The 20,282-nt window shown below is 74.9% G+C and carries 2 protein-coding genes; both read left to right on the forward strand.

All coding sequences use genetic code 11. The features are described 5' to 3' along the window. Positions 1 to 29: 29 nt before the first annotated feature. Complete coding sequence (locus tag ACTWP5_RS13740) at positions 30 to 18,995, forward strand: SDR family NAD(P)-dependent oxidoreductase (protein WP_443221185.1); 18,966 nt, start codon at positions 30 to 32, stop codon at positions 18,993 to 18,995. Between the two features lie 137 nt (positions 18,996 to 19,132). Then, a partial coding sequence (locus ACTWP5_RS13745; protein ID WP_443221186.1) for a beta-ketoacyl synthase N-terminal-like domain-containing protein occupies positions 19,133 to 20,282 on the forward strand: 1,150 nt, incomplete at its 3' end.

Here is a 20,282-nt window from a genome sequence, read left to right on the forward strand (position 1 = left end):
TAAGACCGTGTGATCAACGGGGGCAATGCGTGATCTCACCGTCGGGCGGCGCTTCGTCGCGCCCGCTTCCTTCGCCGACTCCACCCACTCCACCAGCAGAGGCGATCGCCGTCGTCGGGCTCGCCTGCCGCCTGCCACAGGCTCAGAACCCGGGCGCCTTCTGGGAGTTGCTCTGGGGCGGCCGCAGCGCCATCACCCAGGCGCCCGCCGACCGCCCCGGACTCGGCGCCGGTGGCTACCTCGACGCCATCGACCGCTTCGACGCCGCGTTCTTCGGCATCTCGCCACGCGAGGCCGCCGCGCTCGACCCCCAGCAGCGGCTCGTCCTCGAACTCGGCTGGGAGGCGCTGGAGGACGCCGGCATCGTCCCCGGACACCTGCGCGAGGCCAGCCACGACGGCACCGCCAGCGTCGGCGTCTTCGTCGGAGCCGTCGCCGACGACTACGCCACGCTCCACCACAGGCGCGGCACCGCCGCCGTCACCCACCACACCCTGACCGGCCTCCACCGCGGCATGGTCGCCAACCGCCTCTCCTACGCCCTCGGCCTCAACGGCCCCAGCATGACCGTCGACTCCGGCCAGTCGTCCTCGCTGGTCGCCGTCCACCAGGCCTGCCAGAGCCTGCGCAGCGGCGAGTCGACCCTCGCCCTCGCCGGCGGGGTCCACCTGAACCTCGCCGAGGAGAACGCCCTCGGCGTCCAGGCGTTCGGCGCCCTCTCGCCCGACGGCCGCTGCTACACCTTCGACGCCCGCGCCAACGGATACGTGCGGGGCGAGGGCGGCGGCCTCGTCGTCCTCAAACCGCTGGCCGCGGCCCTCGCCGACGGCGACACCGTCCACGGCGTCATCCGCGGCAGCGCCGTCAACAACGACGGCGGCGGCGACGGCCTCACCGTGCCCCGCCGCCAGGCACAGGAAGCCTGCATCCTGCGGGCCCACCGTCAGGCCGGCGTCGAACCGGGCGACGTCGCCTACGTCGAACTCCACGGCACCGGCACCCGCCTCGGCGACCCCATCGAGGCCGCCGCCCTCGGCGCCGCCCTCGGCACCCGGCGCCCCACGGGCGCCGCGCTCGCCGTCGGATCGGTGAAGACCAACATCGGCCACCTCGAAGGCGCCGCCGGCATCGCCGGCCTCCTCAAGGTCCTGCTGGCGCTCCGCCACCGCGAGCTGCCCCCCAGCCTCAACTTCAGCACGCCGAACCCCGCGATCCCCCTCCAGGCGCTCAACCTCCGCGTCGTCACCGAACGCACGGCGCTCGACGACACCCCCCACCACGCCGACGGTGCCGCCACGCCCCCGCTGGCCGGCGTCAGCTCCTTCGGCATGGGCGGCACCAACTGCCACGTCGTGGTCGCCGGCTGGCACACCGCACCCGACGGCGCGACGCCCGCCCGCCCGGCGTCCCCCGCCGCCACGCCCCTGCTGCTGTCGGGCGCCACCGAACCGGCCCTGCGCGAGCAGGCCGCCCGCCTGGGCCACCACCTCGCCACCCACCCCGAGCTCGGCATCGCCGACGTGGCCCACACCCTGGCCACGGCCCGCACCCACCACCCCCACCGGGCGGCGCTCGTCACCACGGGAGGCGGACACGACGACGACCGCGACGAGCTGCTGCGCGCGGTGGAGGCCCTGGCCACCGGCCGCTCCACGGCCGGCCTCGTCACCGGCACACCCGACCCCGCCGGGCCCGGCGGCCTGACCCTGCTCCTCACCGGGCAGGGCAGCCAGCGCCCCGGCATGGGCCTGGCGCTGCGCGAGGCGTTCCCCGCGTTCCGCGCCGCCTTCGACGAGGCGTGCGCCGCCGTGGACCGCTGGCTGGACCTCCCCGTCCAGCACGTGATCGCCGAGCGCCCCGAACTGCTGGACCAGACCCGCTACGCCCAGCCCGCGCTCTTCGCGCTGGAGACCGGCCTGTTCCGTCTGGTCACCTCGTGGGGTCTCCTCCCCGACGCGCTCCTCGGTCACTCCGTCGGCGAGATCGCCGCCGCCCACGCCGCCGACGTCTTAACGCTCGACGACGCCGCGGCACTCGTCACCGCGCGCGGTCGCCTCATGCAGGCGATGCGCGGCGACGGCGCCATGGCCGCCCTCCAGACCTCCGAGGACGAGATCCAGCCCCACCTGGCCGCCCACGCCGGCCGGGTCGACCTGGCGGCGGTGAACGGACCCCACGCCGTCGTGGTCTCCGGCGACGCCGACGCCGTCGCGGAACTCGCCGACCACTGGGCGCGTCAGGGCCGCAAGACCAAGCGACTGCGCACCTCCCACGCCTTCCACTCCCACCACCTCGACGACATGCTCGCCGCCTTCGGCGACGTCGCGGCCGGGCTGAGCTTCCACAGCCCCCGGCTCACCGTCATCTCCAACGTCACCGGCCGCCCCGCCGACGCCGACGAGATCCGCACCCCCGAGTACTGGGTGCGACAGGCACGTCTGCCCGTCCGTTTCGCCGAGGGAGTGGCCCACGCGCACGCCGAACGGGGCACGGGCAGCTTCCTCGAACTCGGCCCCGCCGCCGTCCTGTCGCCGATGGGCCGTGAGTGCCTGCCCGCCGACGCCCGAGCGGTGTGCGTGCCGCTGCTGCGACACGACCGGCCCGAGCCGCAGACGGCGGTCACCGCCGTCGCCCGCCTCCACACGCGGGGACACCACGTCGACTGGGGTGCCTTCCCATTCGTCGCCCAGGCCGAGGGTCGCGAGAGCGAAGGCGAGGGCGGCGAGGTCGCGGCCGCCCGCCGGGTGCCGCTGCCCACCTACGCCTTCCAGCGCGAGCGCCACTGGCTGGCGGAGGTGCCCGCCTTCCGGACCGCCGACGGCGAGCGGGACGGAAGCGTGCCGGCGCCGGAGCCGGCGGACACGGCGCCCGCGCCGAGCCCGTCGCCCGATGACGACGGCGATCACCGCCGCGGCGAGCGCGTCAGGGGCGACGAGCGGGACACGCTCCGGCGCGTCGTCGAGGAGACGGCGTCGGTCCTGGGATTCCCCTCGTCCGACGCGGTGCGGACCGGCGTCACCTTCCGCGACCTGGGCTTCGACTCCTTCATGGCGGTCGAACTCCGCGACCGCCTGCGGGACACCACCGAACTCCCGCTGCCCAGCACGATCCTCTTCGACCACCCGACTCCCGCCGCCCTCGCCGCCTACCTGGCACACGGGCCGGAGGACACGGCGGGTGGCGACGCCTCCCCGGCTGTCGCGGGCGCGAGGCTGGACGAGCCGGTCGCGATCGTGGGGATGGCGTGTCGGTATCCGGGTGGGGTGTCCTCGCCGGAGGAGTTGTGGCGGTTGGTGGTGGAGGGTGGTGACGCGATCTCGGCGTTTCCGACGGATCGTGGGTGGGATGTCGGGTCGTTGTTCGATCCGGACCCGGATGCGGAGCGTCCCGGGACGTCGTATGTGCGGGAGGGCGGTTTCCTCGACGGTGCCGGTGACTTCGACGCGGGGCTGTTCGGGATCTCGCCGCGCGAGGCACTCGGCATGGACCCGCAGCAGCGGCTGCTGCTGGAGACGTCGTGGGAGGCGTTCGAACGGGCCGGGATCGACCCGCTGTCGGTGCGCGGCAGCCGAACCGGCGTCTTCGCCGGCGTCACGGCACAGGACTACGGGCCACGCCTGCACGAGGCTGACGACACCCTGGGCGGCCACCGCCTGACGGGCACCACCCCGAGCGTCGCGTCTGGCCGCGTCGCGTACTCGTTCGGTCTTGAGGGTCCTGCGGTGACGGTGGACACGGCGTGTTCGTCGTCGTTGGTGGCGTTGCATCTGGCGGTGCAGGCCCTGCGGCAGGGCGAGTGCGACCTGGCCCTGGCCGGCGGCGCCACCGTCATGGCGTCCCCCGGCATGTTCACCGAGTTCAGTCGGCAGCGGGGGTTGGCGGCGGATGGTCGGTGTAAGCCGTTCGCGGAGGCGGCGGACGGTACGGCGTGGGCCGAGGGTGTGGGTCTGCTGTTGGTGGAGCGGCTGTCGGACGCGCGGCGCAACGGGCATCGGGTGCTCGCGGTCGTGCGCGGCAGCGCGATCAACCAGGACGGCGCCAGCAACGGCCTGACCGCCCCGAGCGGACTCGCGCAGCAACGCGTCATCCGGGCCGCGTTGGCGAGCGCGAACCTGACCAGCTCCGACGTGGACGCGGTGGAGGCGCATGGTACGGGGACGACGTTGGGTGATCCGATCGAGGCGCAGGCGTTGTTGGCGACGTATGGGCAGGGTCGGGTGGAGGGTCGGCCGTTGTGGTTGGGGTCGTTGAAGTCGAACATTGGGCATGCGCAGGCGGCTGCGGGTGTGGGTGGCGTCATCAAGATGGTGGAGGCGATGCGGCGTGGGGTGTTGCCGCGGACGCTGCACGTGGATGAGCCGTCGTCGCATGTGGACTGGACGGCTGGGGACGTCCGCCTCCTGACCGAGGAGCAGCGGTGGCCGGAGGTCGAACGGCCACGGCGAGCTGCCGTGTCGTCCTTCGGAGTCAGCGGGACGAACGCGCATGTGGTGATTGAGGAGGGCGAGCGGTCGGCTCCCGTTGAGGGGGGGAGTGAGGCTCCTGGCGGTGTGGTGCCGTTGGTGGTGTCGGCTGCGGATGAGGGTGGTTTGGACGCGTTGGTGGAGTGGGTGGTTGGTGTGGGGGAGGGGTTGGTGGATGTGGGGTGGTCGTTGGCGACGGGTCGGGCGGAACTGACGCACCGCGCTGTGGTGGTGGGTGGGGATGTGGTGCGGGGCCGGGTTGCGGTGGGTGGGGATCGTCCGGTGTTTGTGTTTCCGGGTCAGGGGTCGCAGTGGGTGGGGATGGGGCGGGAGTTGTTGGGTGTGTCGCCGGTGTTCGCGGAGTGGATCGGGGCGTGTGAGGAGGCGTTGTCTGCGTTTGTGGAGTGGTCGTTGGTTGAGGTGTTGGAGTCGGAGGAGGAGGGGTGGTTGGGGCGGGTGGATGTGGTGCAGCCGGTGTTGTGGGCGGTGATGGTGTCGTTGGCGGGGTTGTGGCGCTCGGCCGGGGTGGAGCCGGCGGCGGTGGTGGGTCATTCGCAGGGGGAGATTGCGGCGGCGGTGGTGGCGGGTGGGTTGTCGTTGTCGGATGGGGCGCGGGTGGTGGCGTTGCGCAGCCAGGCGATCCGGGCGGCGCTTGCGGGTCGTGGGGGGATGGTGTCGGTGAACGAGCCGGTCGATGCGGTGGAGACACGCATCGGGGGGTGGCCGGGTCGGTTGTCGGTGGCGGCGGTGAATGGTCCGCGGGCGACGGTGGTGTCGGGTGAGCCGGCGGCGTTGGACGAGTTGGTGGCGGCCTGTGAGTACGACGGGGTACGGGCACGCCGCATCCCTGTGGACTACGCGTCCCATTCCTCGCAGGTGGAGGAGCTGCGGGACCGGATCCTCTCAGACCTTTCGTCGGTGGCGCCGGTGTCGGGTCGGGTGCCGTTCTACTCGACGCTGACGGGTGGGCCGCTGGACACCTCCGAGTTGGGCGCGGGGTACTGGTTCGAGAACCTGCGGCGCCCGGTGCGGTTTGATCGGGCGCTTGAGGCGGTGGTGGGGGACGGCTCCGGTGTGGTGATCGAGGTGAGTGCCCATCCGGTTCTCGCGGTGGGGATCGAGGACGCCGTCGCCGTCGGGACGTTGCGGCGGGGTGAGGGCGGCTGGGAGCGGTTCCTCGCCTCGTTGGGTGAGGCCTGGGTCAACGGCGTACCCGTCGAGTGGGCCAAGGTCCTGCCAACCGGCCGCCAGGTCGACATACCGACCTACCCCTTCCAACGCCAGCGGTTCTGGTTGGTTGGCGATGTGTCGACAAGTAGCCCTGATGCCCTGGGGTTGGGTGAGACGGGTCATCCGTTGGTCGGTGCTGGCGTGGAGTTGGTGGACAGCGGCGGCCACTTGTTCACCGGGAGCGTGTCGTCGCGGTCGGTTCCGTGGGTGGTGGATCACGCCGTGGGCGGCGTGGTGCTGGTGCCGGGCACGGCGCTGCTGGAGCTCGCGGTGCACGCGGGTGACCGGGTCGGCTGTGGGCGCGTCGAGGAGCTGACGCTGGAGGCGCCGTTGGTGGTGCCCGAGGTCGGCGAGGTGCGGCTCCAGGTGGTCGTGGGCGCACCGGACGACGACGGCCGACGCGCCCTCACCGTGCACTCGCGCCAGGCCGATCAGGACTGGCTGCGGAACGCGACCGGGACCCTCGCCGTCCATCCCTCGCCGGAGACGCCGGCCCCTGCCTCCTGGCCGCCGGTGCCCAACGCCGAGGAACTAGGTGTCGCGGCGCTCTACGAGCACCTGGCCGACGGTGGCTTCGGCTACGGCCCCGCGTTCCGCGGGCTGCGGCGCGTCTGGCGACACGGCGACGACTGGTTCGCGGAGGTCGTTCTGCCGGACGAGGCCGCTCCAGCTCCGGGCCCGGAAAGCGAGGACACGGGCTTCGCCCTGCATCCCGCCCTGCTGGACGCCGCCCTCCACGCTCTCGGCGAGGACATCCTCGTCGGCGAGCGCCTCACCTGCCTGCTTCCGTTCGCCTGGCAGAACGTCACTCTCCACGCCTCGGGCGCCACCGCCCTCCGTGTCCATCTCCGACGCCGCCACGGTCAGGGTGTGTCGCTCGCGGCCTTCGACGCCGCGACCGGAACGCCGGTTGTCAGTGCTGAGTCGCTGCGCTTCCGGCCCGTCTCCGCGGGACAGCTCCGCGAGCCCGACAGCCGGGACGGTGGGCTGTTCCGCGTGGTGTGGACGCCGTTCGTTCCCGACGAGGCGAACGAGGCGGACGAGCAGAGAGAGGGCACGCCTCCGGACGCGTCGGTGGACGTGGTGGAGTTCTCCGGTTCCGGCGCGGCGCTTCCCGCGGGCGACGACCTGCCGGCTGCCCTGCACTCCCTGGCCACCCGCGCCCTGGCGACGGTTCAGGAGTGGTTGGCCGATCCGGCGCACGACGAACGGCGGCTGGTCGCGGTCACGCGCGGCGCGGTCGCCGCGGGCGGCGGCGACGACGTCACCGACCTGCCCGCGGCTGCGGTGTGGGGGTTGCTGCGCACCGCGCAGACCGAGAACCCGGGACGCCTCGCGCTGATCGACGTGGACGGCGACCCGCACGGCGACCCCGTCGGCGACCTCGACCTCGACCTCGACCCGCGCGGCGCTGGGGCGTCGCGTGCCGCGCTCCTCTCCGCCGTCGCCGCCAGCGCCACCGAGCCGCAGCTGGCCGTCCGGTCCGGGACCGTCCTCGTGCCGCGCGTGGAGGTCGTGCCCACACCCGCCGAGACGACGGGCGAGGACCCGCCGTTCGCCGCCGGGGGCACCGTCCTGATCACCGGCGGCTCCGGGACCCTGGCCCGCCGCGTCGCCCGACACCTCGTCGACGAGCACGGCGTCCGTGACCTGCTGCTGGCCTCGCGCCGTGGGCCCGAGGCCCCCGGGGCGGAGGAGTTCGCCGCCGAGCTCGGCGCGTCCGGCGCCCGCGTCCACCAGGTGGCGTGCGACGTCTCCGACAGGGCGCAGCTCGCCCGCCTGGTCGAGGGCCGCCGCCTGGCCGCCGTCGTGCACACGGCGGGCACCCTGGACGACGGGGTGCTCGGCTCGCTGACGCCCGAGCGGCTCGCGGGCGTCCTCCGGCCCAAGGCCGACGCGGCCTGGCACCTGCACGAGCTGACCCGCGACCACGGGCTGTCGGCGTTCGTGCTCTTCTCCTCCGTCATCGGCACCCTCGGCGGCGCCGGCCAGGCCAACTACGCCGCCGCCAACGCCTTCCTCGACGCCCTGGCCCACCACCGCCGTGCCCAGGGCCTGCCCGCGGTGTCCCTGGCGTGGGGGCTGTGGGCCGAGAGCAGCGGCATGACCGGAGGCATGAGCGAGGCCGACCGGTTGCGGATGAGCAGGGGCGGCGTCGCCCCGCTCGACACGGAGCGCGGGCTCGCCCTGTTCGACGCGGGGTGCGGCTCCGGCGAGGCGGTGGCCGTGGCGGCGGCGCTCGACGTCGACGCGCTCGTGCACTCTGCGGCGGCGGCCGAGATCCCGCCGCTGCTGCGCGGCCTCGCCCGGCGCGCGAGCCTGGGCGGCGGAGCGGGTGGGCCCTCGTCCGTCGCGCGCCGTCGCCTCACCGCTTCGCCCGCGGACGACCGCGGCGAGTTGGCGCGCCGACTGGCGCCGCTGTCCATGGACGGGCGGCGGGAGCTGCTGGTCGAGTTCGTCCGGTCCCACGCGGCGAACGCCCTGGGCCACGCCTCCGACGCGGCCGTCGACGCGCGGCGTTCGTTCCGCGACATCGGCTTCGACTCGCTGCTCGGGCTGGAGCTGCGGAACCGGCTCAACGCGGCGAGTGGGCTGCGGCTGCCGGCCACGGCCGTCTTCGACTACCCGACCCCCGAGGCCCTCGCGGGATTCCTGCTCTCCCAGCTGGTGCCGGACGGCGACGGGGCCGCGAACCCGCCGGAGCGGGCCGCCGCCGTGCCGGGCGCCGCCGGCCAGAGCCAGGCCGTCGCGGACGATCCGGTGGTGATCGTGGGGATGGCGTGTCGGTATCCGGGTGGGGTGTCGTCGCCGGACGAGCTGTGGCGGTTGGTGGTGGACGGGGTCGACGCGGTGTCGCCGTTCCCGACCGACCGCGGTTGGGACCTGGCGTCGCTCTACGACCCCGACCCCGAACGGGTGGGGACCTCCTACACCCGCGAGGGTGGGTTCCTGCACGGGGCGGCTGAGTTCGACGCGGAGTTCTTCGGGATCTCGCCGCGTGAGGCGTTGGCGATGGATCCGCAGCAGCGGCTGCTGTTGGAGGCGTCGTGGGAGGCGGTGGAGCACGCCGGGATCGATCCGCACAGCCTGCGGGGCGAGGCCGTCGGCGTCTTCGCCGGCCTGATGTACCACGACTACGCCGCCCGCCTGTCGACCGCGCCCGAGGGCTTCGAGGGCCACCTGCTCACGGGCAGCACCGGCAGCGTGGTCTCCGGCCGCATCGCCTACACGCTCGGCCTCGAGGGGCCTGCGGTGACGGTGGACACGGCGTGTTCGTCGTCGTTGGTGGCGTTGCACCTGGCGGTGCAGGCGGTGCGGCAGGGTGAGTGCTCGATGGCGCTGGCCGGCGGCGTCACGGTCATGGCCACCCCCCACACCTTCGTGGAGTTCAGCCGGCAGCGGGGGTTGGCGGCGGATGGCCGGTGCAAGCCGTTCGCGGAGGCGGCGGACGGCACCGGGTGGGGTGAGGGTGTCGGCGTCCTGGTGGTGGAGCGGTTGTCGGACGCGCGGCGCAACGGGCACCGGGTGCTGGCGGTGGTGCGGGGTTCGGCGACGAACCAGGACGGCGCGTCGAACGGCCTGACGGCGCCGAACGGGCCGTCGCAGCAGCGGGTGATCCGGCAGGCGTTGGCGAGTGCGGGCCTGTCGACGGCGGACGTGGACGCGGTGGAGGCGCACGGCACCGGAACGACCCTCGGCGACCCCATCGAGGCGCAGGCGCTGCTGGCGACCTACGGCCAGGGCCGACCGGAAGACCGGCCGTTGTGGTTGGGGTCGGTGAAGTCGAACATCGGTCACACGCAGGCCGCGTCGGGCGTGGCCGGTGTGATCAAGATGGTGCAGGCCATGCGCCACGGCGTCGTGCCGGGCACCCTGCACGTGGACGCGCCGTCCTCGCACGTCGACTGGTCGGCGGGCGAGGTGCGGCTGGCCACGGAGGCGGTGGCGTGGCCGGAGGTGGAGGGCCGGCCGCGGCGGGCGGGTGTGTCGTCGTTCGGCATCAGCGGCACCAACGCCCACGTCGTCCTCGAACAACCCACCCCCGACCTCGTCCCCGAAGCCGAAGCGGGGTCCGAGCCGTCGCCGTCACTTCCCTGGCTCCTGACCGCCAGGTCGGACAACGCGCTGCGCGCCCAGGCCGCCCGCCTGCGCGACCACCTCGGCGCCCACCCCGAGCTGCGGCCCGCCGACGTCGCCCACGCCCTCGCGACGACCAGGAGCACGTTCGAGCACCGCGCCGTCCTCCTCGCCGGGCCCGCCGGTCTCGACGCCCTCGCCGACCACGACGCCGCCACCGACACGGACGCGACGGTCGTCCGCGGCACGGCGCTGCCCGGCCCCAGGGTCGTCTTCGTCTTCCCCGGGCAGGGCTCGCAGTGGGCGGGCATGGCGCTCGACCTCGCCGAGCGTTCGCCCGTCTTCGCCGCCCGACTCCGCGCCTGCGCCGACGCCCTGGCGCCGTACGTCGACTGGTCCCTCACCGAGGTGCTCGCCGAGCCGGGCGCGCCGCTGCTGGAGCGCGTCGACGTCGTGCAGCCCGCCCTCTTCGCCGTCATGCTGTCGCTGGCGGAGCTGTGGCGTGCCCATGGCGTGGAGCCGTCCGCCGTCGTCGGCCACTCGCAGGGGGAGATCGCCGCGGCCTGCGTCGCCGGGGCGCTGTCGCTCCAGGACGCCGCCAGGATCGTGGCGCTGCGCAGCCAGGCGCTGCGCGCGCTCTCCGGGCGCGGCGGCATGGTGTCGGTCGCGGCCCCCGAGGCCGAGGTGCGGGAGTGGTTGGCCGCCCACTGGGACGGACGCCTCGCGGTGGCCACGGTCAACGGCCCCGGCGCGGTCGTCGTCTCCGGCGACCCCGACAGCCTCACCGAGCTGCTGGCCGCGTGCGAGGCGCGGGAGGTGCGCGCGCGCCGCATCCCCGTCGACTACGCCTCCCACTCCCCGCAGGTCGAGGCGATACGCGACGAGATCCTGGCCGCGCTCGACGGCGTCCGGCCCGGCCGGGCCACCGTGCCGTTCCACTCCACCGTGACCGGGGAGATCCTCGAAGGTCCCGAGCTGGACGCCGGCTACTGGTACCGCAACCTGCGGCAGACGGTCCGCTTCGGGGAGGCCGTCGAACGGCTCCTGGCGGGTGCCGACACGATCTTCGTCGAGGTCAGCCCGCACCCGGTGCTCACGGCGGGAACGGCCGAGTCCGCCGACCGCGTCGAGGGGCGGCAGGCCGCCATCGTGGACACCCTCCGCAGGGGTGAGGGCGGACTCGAACGGTTCCGGCTGGCCCTGGCCACGGCCTACGTGAACGGCGCGCCCGTCGTCTGGACCCCGACGGCGACGGCCGGGACGACAGCTACCGGCACCGGGCATGGCTCTCGCTCCGGCTCCGGCGACGAGGCCGCCGCCGGACGGCCCGTCCCCGTCCCGCTGCCCACCTACCCGTTCCAACGGCAGCGCTACTGGCTGGAGCCCGCCACCCCGCCACGCGACCGCTCCGAACTCGACTCCTGGCGCTACCGCGTCGGCTGGATCCCCACCCCCGCCCGCCCCGCCCGCGCCGAGGGCCAGTCACTCCTCACCGGGCACTGGCTGGTCGTCCTGCCGCAGGAACAGGTGGCGGACGAGCCTGCGCTCGCCGTCACGCGGGCCCTGACCGAGCACGGCGCCCACGCCGTACCGGTCACCGCTCCCGTGGACGCCGACCGCGAGGACCTGGCCGCCCGCCTGCGCGCGGCCATCGGCACCCTGCCCGAGGGCACCCACCCGGCCGGCGTCCTGTCGCTGCTCGGCCTGCACGAGGCCCACCTGCCGGCCCACCCCGCGGTGCCCGGCGGCCTGGCCGCCACCGTCGCCCTCGTCCAGGCCCTCGGCGACGTCGGCGACGCCGCCGTCGGGGCGCCGCTGTGGCTCGCGACCCGCGGCGCGGTGTCCGTCGACCGCTCCGAACGCCCGGGAAGCACCACCCAGTCCCTGATCTGGGGCCTGGGCCGCGTCGTGGCCCTCGAACACGCCGACCGGTGGGGCGGCCTGCTCGACCTGCCGGTCACCCCCCTCGACGAGGCCGCGCGGCTCCGGCTGGCCAGCGCGCTCGCCGGCGTGCGCGGCGCGGACGCCAAACCCGCCGACGCGCCCGAGGACCAGCTCGCGCTCCGCCCCTCCGGTGTCTTCGTCCGCCGGCTGGCGCGCGCTACGACCCCCGCCCGGTCAACGCCCCGCTGGCAGCCCCGCGGCACCGTCCTCATCACCGGCGGCACCGGCGCCCTCGGCGCCCACGTCGCCCGCTGGCTCGCCCGCAACGGCGCCGCCCACCTCCTCCTCACCAGCCGCCGTGGACCCGAGGCGCCCGGAGCGGCGACGCTGCGGGCCGAGCTCGGCCAGCTGGGCGTCGAGGTCACCATCGCCGCCTGCGACGTCGCCGACCGCGAGGCGGTGGCCAGCCTCCTCGACGAGATCCCGGACGAGCACCCGCTGACCGCCGTCGTCCACACGGCCGCCGTCCTCGACGACGCCGTCGTGGACACCCTCCGGCCCGAGCAGATGAACCGGGCGCTGCCCCCCAAGGTCACCGCGGCGCTCACCCTCCACGAGCTCACCCGCCACCTCGACCTCGACGCCTTCGTCCTGTTCTCCTCCATCGCCGGCACCCTCGGAGTCCCCGGACAGGGGAACTACGCCCCGGGCAACGCCTTCCTCGACGCGCTCGCCGAGACCCGCCACGCCGACGGTCTCGTCGCCACCTCCGTCGCGTGGGGTGCCTGGGCCGACGGCGGCATGGCCGCCCAGGAGGACGTCGCCGACCTGCTGCGCCGCCACGGCCTTCCCGAGATGGCGCCCGAGCGGGCGCTCGCCGCCCTCCAACAGGCCGTCGACGCGGGCGAGCCGTGCGTGTCGGTCGTCGAGATCGACTGGGAGCGCTTCTTCCTGGCGTTCACCGCCTCCCGCACCCGACCGCTGCTCCACGACATTCCCGAGGTCCGCCAGATCCGGGCCGCCACCGCACGCCGCGAGAGCGCGGAGCCGGGCGGCGGCGCCCTGCGCGACCGCCTCGCCGAGGCCACCGCGCCGGAACGGGACCGCATCCTGCTGGACCTGGTGCGGGCCCACGTCGCCGCCGTCCTCGGCCACGCGGGCGCGGAAGCCGTCGAGGCCGGCCGCGCGTTCAAGGCCCTCGGCTTCGACTCGCTGACCGGCGTCGAGATACGCAACCGCCTCAACGGCGCCACCGGCCTGCGCCTCCCGGCGACCGCCGTCTACGACTACCCGACGCCCGCCGCACTCGCCGGCTACATCCGGGCGCGGCTGCTGCCCGAACTCGCCGAACCCGCCGGCCACGGCGACCACGCCGAACCCGCCCGCCTCGCGGGCCACGCGGACCTCGCCGAGCGCACCGGCGGCGAGGACGACCCCGTCGTCATCGTCGCGATGAGCTGCCGTTTCCCCGGCGGCGCGCGCAGCCCACAGGAGCTGTGGGACCTCGTCGCCGCCGGCACCGACACCATGACCGCCTTCCCGCTGGACCGCGGCTGGCGGCTGGAGGGCTTCTTCGACCCGGACCCGGACACCCCCGGCACCTCCTACGTGCGGGAGGGCGCGTTCCTCGACGCCGCGGCCGACTTCGACGCCGACTTCTTCGGGATCTCGCCGCGCGAGGCGCTGGCGATGGACCCGCAGCAGCGGCTGATGCTGGAGCTGTCCTGGGAGCTGTTCGAACGCGCCGGGATCGACCCGACCACGCTGCGCGGCAGCGCCACCGGCGTCTACGCCGGCACCAACGGGCAGGACTATCCGGCGCTCCTGGCCTCCGCCGCCTCGGCACCCGACGGCGTGTCCGACGCGCCCTCCGGCACGCTCTCCGACGCCCACGCCGCCCCCGGCAGCGAGGGGTACCGCAGCACGGGAGCCGCGGCGAGCGTCCTGTCCGGCCGCATCTCCTACGCCTTCGGCCTCGAAGGCCCGGCCCTCACCGTCGACACGGCCTGCTCCTCCGCCCTCGTCGCCCTCCACCTCGCCGCCCAGGCGCTGCGGCAGGGCGAGTGCGACCTGGCGCTCGCGGGCGCCGTCACCGTGATGTCGACCCCCGACATCTTCGTGGAGTTCAGCCGCCAGCGCGGCCTGGCCGCCGACGGCCGGTGCAAGCCGTTCGCTGCCGCCGCCGACGGCACCGGCTGGGGCGAGGGCGCCGGGCTGCTCCTGCTGGAGCGGCTGTCGGACGCGCGGCGCAACGGACACGACGTCCTCGCGGTGGTGCGCGGCAGCGCGGTCAACCAGGACGGTGCGTCGAACGGTCTGACGGCGCCGAACGGGCCCTCCCAGCAGCGCTGCATCACCGCGGCCCTGGCCAACGCCGGCCTGTCGCCGCGTGACGTGGACGCGGTCGAGGCCCACGGCACCGGCACCACCCTCGGCGACCCCATCGAGGCACAGGCCCTGATCGCGACCTACGGGCAGGGCCGTGGCGACGACGACCCGCTGTGGCTGGGGTCGGTCAAGTCGAACATCGGGCACACCCAGGCCGCGGCCGGCGTCGCCGGCATCATCAAGATGATCATGGCGATGCGCCACGAGACGCTCCCGCGCAGCCTCCACCTCGACGCCCCCACCCCCCACGTCGACTGGGACGAGGGCGCCGTCCGGCCGCTGAGCGAGGCGCGGCCGTGGCAGCCGCGCGTGGCCGGGCAGCCCCGCCGCTTCGGCGTCTCCGCCTTCGGCATCAGCGGCACCAACGCCCACGTCGTCATCGAACAGGCGGCCCTCACCGACGACGGTGGCGGCAGCGACGTCAGCGGCGGCGACACCGAGGACCGTGGTGAAAGCAGCGGCGGCGTCGCCCCCGCGACGCGGCAGCCGTCTCCCGGCGTCCACCTCCTCCCGCTCTCCGGCAGGAACGAGACCGCCCTGCGGGCCCAGGCCCAGCGCCTGGGCGCCTTCCTCGACGAGCACCCCGAACTGCCCCTCGCCGACGTGGCGTACTCCCTCGCCACCGCCCGCGCCGCGCTGCCCGCCCGCGCCGTGATCGACGCCGGCGACCGGACGGCCCTGCGCACCGCGCTCGACGCCCTCGCCCACGGCCACCCCGCCCCCACCCTGGTCCAGGGCAGGACGGCCGCCGGCGACGGTTCCGTGGCGTTTTTGTTCACGGGGCAGGGGTCGCAGCGGCTGGGAATGGGCGCGGAGTTGAGCTCTGTCTTCCCGGTGTTCGGGGCGGCGTTCGACGAGGTGTGCGCGGTGGTGGACGGGCGTCTGGGGCGTTCGTTGGGTGGGGTGTTGGCTGGTGAGGCGGAGGTGTTGGAGCGGACGGAGTTCGCGCAGCCGGCGTTGTTCGCGTTGGAGGTGGCGCTGTTCCGGCTGCTGGAGAGCTGGGGCCTCACGCCGGACCTGCTCGCCGGTCATTCCGTGGGTGAGGTGGCTGCTGCTCATGTGGCGGGGGTGTTGTCGTTGGGTGATGCGGTGGCGTTGGTGGTGGCGCGTGGGCGGTTGATGCAGGGGCAGCGTGGTGATGGGGCGATGGTGGCGGTGGAGGCGTCGGTGGATGAGGTGGCGCCTTTGGTGGCGGAGCGTGGGGGGCGGGTGGCGTTGGCGGCGGTGAACGGGCCGCGTGCTGTGGTGGTGTCGGGTGACGTGGACGCGGTGGAGGAGGTGGCGGAGTTCTGGCGGGTTCGGGGGCGGAGGACGAGGCGGTTGCGGACCTCGCACGCGTTCCACTCGCCTCACATGGACGGCATGCTCGCCGACTTCGCCACCGTCGCCGAAGGCGTGTCGTTCCGCGCCCCCCACATCCCGATCGTCTCGAACCTGACCGGCACCCTCGTCTCCGAGGACGACATCCGCGCCCCCGAGTACTGGGTGCGCCACGCCCGGCAGGCCGTCCGCTTCGCCGACGGCATCGCCCACCTCCACGAGCGGGGCGTCCGCACCTTCCTGGAGCTGGGGCCCGACGCCGTGCTCTCCGCCATGGCACGCGAGTGCCTCGCCGACGCGGAGGCCGGACCGGCGGCGGAAACGTCCACGGCGGCCGGGACGGCCGCGGACGCGGGAGCCGTGGCCGTGCCCACGCTGCGCGGCGGCCGGGACGAGGCCACGACGCTGGTGTCGGCGGTCGCCCGCCTGGCGGTGCGCGGCCACGTCACCGACCGTCCGGCGCTCCACGGGCGCCGCGCCACGCCAACCGTCCCCCTGCCGACCTATCCCTTCCAGCGGCAGCGCTTCTGGCTCGCGCCCGGCAGCCCGTCCCCGGCGGGCCACCCGGGCGTCTCCGGCACCGCCGACCCCCACCCGCTGCTGCCGGACGCCGTCGTGCTCGCCGACGGCGACGGGCTGCTGCTGACGGGCCGGCTCTCCCCGGAGGCCCAGCCGTGGCTGGCCGACCACGTCATCCTCGGTTCCCTGATCGTGCCCGGCACCGCATTCGTCGAGATGGCCTGGCAGGCGGGATCCCACGTCGGCTGCGACCGCATCGAGGAGCTCACGCTCGAAGCGCCGCTGCCGCTGCCGCCCGAGGGCGCGCAGGTGCAGCTCCGCGTCGGCGAGGCGGACGCCTCCGGACGCCGCACGCTGACGCTCCACTCACGCGAGGCCGCGGGCGACGCCGGCACGCCCTGGACCCGGCACGCCACCGGCGTGCTCACACCGAGCCCGAGCCCGAGCCCGCGGGAGACGCCCGCCGCCGACGCGTGTCCGCCGCCGGGCGCGGAAGCCATCCCCGCCGCCGACTTCTACGAGCGGTTCGCCGCACGCGGCTTCGACCTCGGCCCGGCGTTCCAGGGACTGCGGGCCGCCTGGCGCGTCGGTGACACCGTCCTCGCCGAGGTCGCCCTGCCCGACGAACAGCGGGAGGAGGCCACGCGGTACGGCGTCCACCCCGCGCTGCTCGACGCCGCGCTCCACGCCGGCGGGCTCGACACCCTCGACGAGTCCACCGGTCGGCTGCCGTTCGCCTGGCACGACGTCACCTGCCACGGAACCGGCGCCTCGGCGCTGCGCGTCGAACTGGCCGCCGCGGGTGAGGATCCGGACGGCGGCGCCTCCGTGACGATGCGGGACGACAGCGGCGCCCTCGTGGCCAGGATCGGCCGGCTCGTGACCCGTCGCCTGTCGCCGGAGCAGCTGGCGACCGCGACGCGTCGGGAGGGCCTGTACCGCGTCGAGTGGCGGCCGCTGGATCCGGCGGACGCCGCCGGGAGCGACGTCGGGACCGGCGCCGGGAGCGGCGAGGGCGCCGGTGTGGGGCGGTGGGCCCGCCTCGGGCAGCCCGCCGACCCGCTCGACGGCCTGGCGGACCTGCCCGGCTACGGGGACGCCGCCGACCTCGCCAAGGCGATCGTGGACGGTGCCCCCGCACCCGACGTCGTGTTCGTGTCCCTGACGGCGAAGGCCGCACGGCCCCACCCGGACGCGCACGAGCCCGTTCACCAGCCGGTTCACCAGTCTGTCGCCGAGGAGGCCCACGACCTCGCCCGCCGCGCGTTGGAGCTCGTCCAGTCCTGGCTCGCGGTCGAACTCCCGGACACCCGCCTGGCCGTCCTCACGCGCGGCGCCGTCTCGACGGGCCGGAGCAACGGCAACGGCAACGGTGACGGCGCGGGCGAGGGTGACGGCGACGGCCTGCTCGACCTGGCCGCCGCGCCGGTCTGGGGGCTCGTCGCCGCCGCGCAGGCCGAACACCCGGGCCGGTTCGTCCTCATCGACGCCGAGCAGGCGCCGGCCGACCCGACGCTGCTCGCCCAGGCCCTCGCCTCCGGCGAGCCACGCGCCGCCCTCCGCGCCGGCCGGGTCCACGCACCCCGCCTCGCCCCGGCGCCGGCGCCGGTCCCCGCCCCCGACGCCCGGGCGCAGGAGCCGGTGTGGCGGACCGACGGCACGGTGCTCGTCACCGGAGCGACCGGCGCGCTCGGACACCTCGTCGCCCGCCACCTCGTCACCGAGCACGGCGTGCGCCGCCTTCTCCTCCTCAGCCGCAGCGGCCCGGAGGCCGAGGGAGCCACCGAGCTGACGGCGGAGCTGTCCGCCCACGGTGCCACCGTCGAACTCCGGGCCTGCGACGTCGCCGACCGTTCCCAGCTCGGCGACGCCCTCGCGGCGGCCGACACACCCGAGCACCCCCTCACGGCGGTGGTGCACCTCGCCGGCCTGCTCGACGACGGCGTCGTCGAGGCCCTCACGCCCGGACGGCTGGACGCCGTCCTGCGGCCGAAGGCCGACGCCGCCTGGCACCTGCACGAGCTGACGCGCCACCACGACCTGTCGGCGTTCGTGCTCTTCTCCTCGGTCGCCGGCCTCCTCGGCGGCGCCGGCCAGGCCAACTACGCCGCCGCCAACGCCTTCCTCGACGCCCTCGCCCAGCACCGCACGGCCGCCGGCCTCCCGGCCCAGTCCCTGGTGTGGGGCGCGTGGGCCGACGGCATGGCGGGACGGCTGGCCGAGGCACACCGCGACAGGCTCGGTCGGTTCGGCGTGCGGGCCCTCACGGCGGAGGCGGGACTGTCCCTCCTCGACGCCGCGTGCCGGGCGCCACACGAACCCGTGCTGGTCCCGTTCGGGCTCGACCTCGCCTCCCTGCGCGCCGCGCACGCCACGACGTCCTCCCCGTTGCCGCCGCTGCTGCGCGGCCTCGTCCCCGAACGCCGCACTCCTCGACGCGTCGCGCAGGCCCTCGCCCGGCCCGGCTCCAGGGCCGGCGCGGGAGGTGGCGCCGGCGCCGGTGTCGGTGCGGGCGTGGCGGCGGAGCGGCTGCGAGAGCGTCTCGCCGGACGGTCGGTCCCGGACGCCACGGAGGTGCTGCTGGAGCTGGTGCGTGCCAAGGCGGCGCTCGCGCTCGGTCACGCCGGACCCGAGGCCGTCGACCCGGGTCGCGGCTTCACCGAGGCCGGCTTCGACTCCCTCGCGGCCGTCGACCTGCGCAACCACCTCAACGAGGTGACCGGGCTCCACCTCGCCTCCACCTCCCTCTTCGACCACCCCACGCCCCTCGCGCTCGCCCGCCACATGGCCGAGCGACTCGCCGCCGAAGCGCGGGCGCGGGCGGAAGCGGAGGCACGGGCCGGCGCGGGAACGGGGTCGGCCGCGGCCCTCTCGGCCACGACGACGACGCCGACGGCCAGCCCGGCCGAACAGCTCGACGCGTTGGAGGAGGCGCTGTGGTCCCGGCCCGTCGAGGAGGTCGACGACGCCGAACGCGGCGCCGTCGTCGCGCGCCTCGAACGCCTGCTGTCCCGCTGGCGCCCCACGGCGGCCGCGGCCACCGACGAGGCCATCCAGAACGCCAGCGACGACGAACTGTTCGGGCTGATCGAGAAGGACCTCGGCCTGTCGTGAGGACACCGCACACCGTGAGAGCCGAGGCCGGGACCGCGCCCGAGGCGGCGCCCACGCCCGAGACCCGGACCGCGTCCCTCTGACGAGGCCGACGCACCCCAGAGGACCAGAGGAACTCCAGAGGATCCAGAGGACACATGTCGAACGAACAGAAGCTTCGCGACTACCTGAAGCTTGTCACGACGGACCTCCGCCGCACCCGCGAACGTCTCCAGCACGTCGAGGACGCGGGGCGTGAGCCCATCGCCATCGTCGGCATGGCCTGCCGCTACCCCGGCGGCGTGCGCACCCCCGAGGACCTGTGGCGCCTGGTGACCGAGGGCCGCGACGAGATCGCCGAGTTCCCCGCCGACCGGGGCTGGGACCTCGACGCGCTCTACGACCCGGACCCCGACCACCCCGGAACCTCCTACACGCGGGCCGGCGGCTTCCTCCGCGACGTCGGCGAGTTCGACGCCGAGTTCTTCGGCCTCTCGCCGCGTGAGGCGCTGGCGATGGACCCGCAGCAGCGGCTGCTGCTGGAGACCTCCTGGGAGGCGATCGAGCACGCCGGCATCCCGCCCGAGTCACTCCGGGGCGGCCGCACGGGCGTCTTCGCGGGCGTCGCCTACAGCGACTACGCCACCGACCTGGCCGAGCCGCCCGCCGAGCTGGAGGGCTACCTCGGCAGCGGCCGTTCCGGCAGCGTCGCCACGGGCCGCGTCGCGTACTCGTTCGGGCTTGAGGGTCCCGCGGTGACGGTGGACACGGCGTGTTCGTCGTCGCTGGTCGCGATCCACCTCGCCGCTCAGGCACTCCGCAAGGGCGAGTGTGAGCTCGCGCTCGCCGGCGGCGCCACCGTCATGTCCACGCCGGGCATGTTCGTGGAGTTCAGCCGGCAACGGGGTCTGGCGCCCGACGGCCGCTGCAAGGCGTACGGCTCCGGCGCCGACGGCACCGGATGGGCCGAGGGGGTGGGGATCCTGCTCCTGGAGCGGCTGTCGGACGCGCGGCGTAACGGGCGTCGGGTGCTGGCGGTGGTGCGCGGCAGCGCGGTGAACCAGGACGGCGCGAGCAGCGGCCTGACCGTGCCCAACGGCCCCTCGCAGCAGCGGGTCATCAGGGACGCGCTCGCCAGCGCCGAACTGACGCCGGCGGATGTGGACGTGGTGGAGGGCCACGGTACGGGGACGACGTTGGGTGATCCGATCGAGGCGCAGGCGTTGTTGGCGACGTATGGGCAGGGTCGTCCGGTGGGTCGGCCGTTGTGGTTGGGGTCGTTGAAGTCGAACATCGGGCATGCGCAGG

Origin of the sequence: Streptomyces sp. 4N509B (assembly GCF_052245655.1) — a bacterium.
GTDB lineage: Bacteria > Actinomycetota > Actinomycetes > Streptomycetales > Streptomycetaceae > Streptomyces.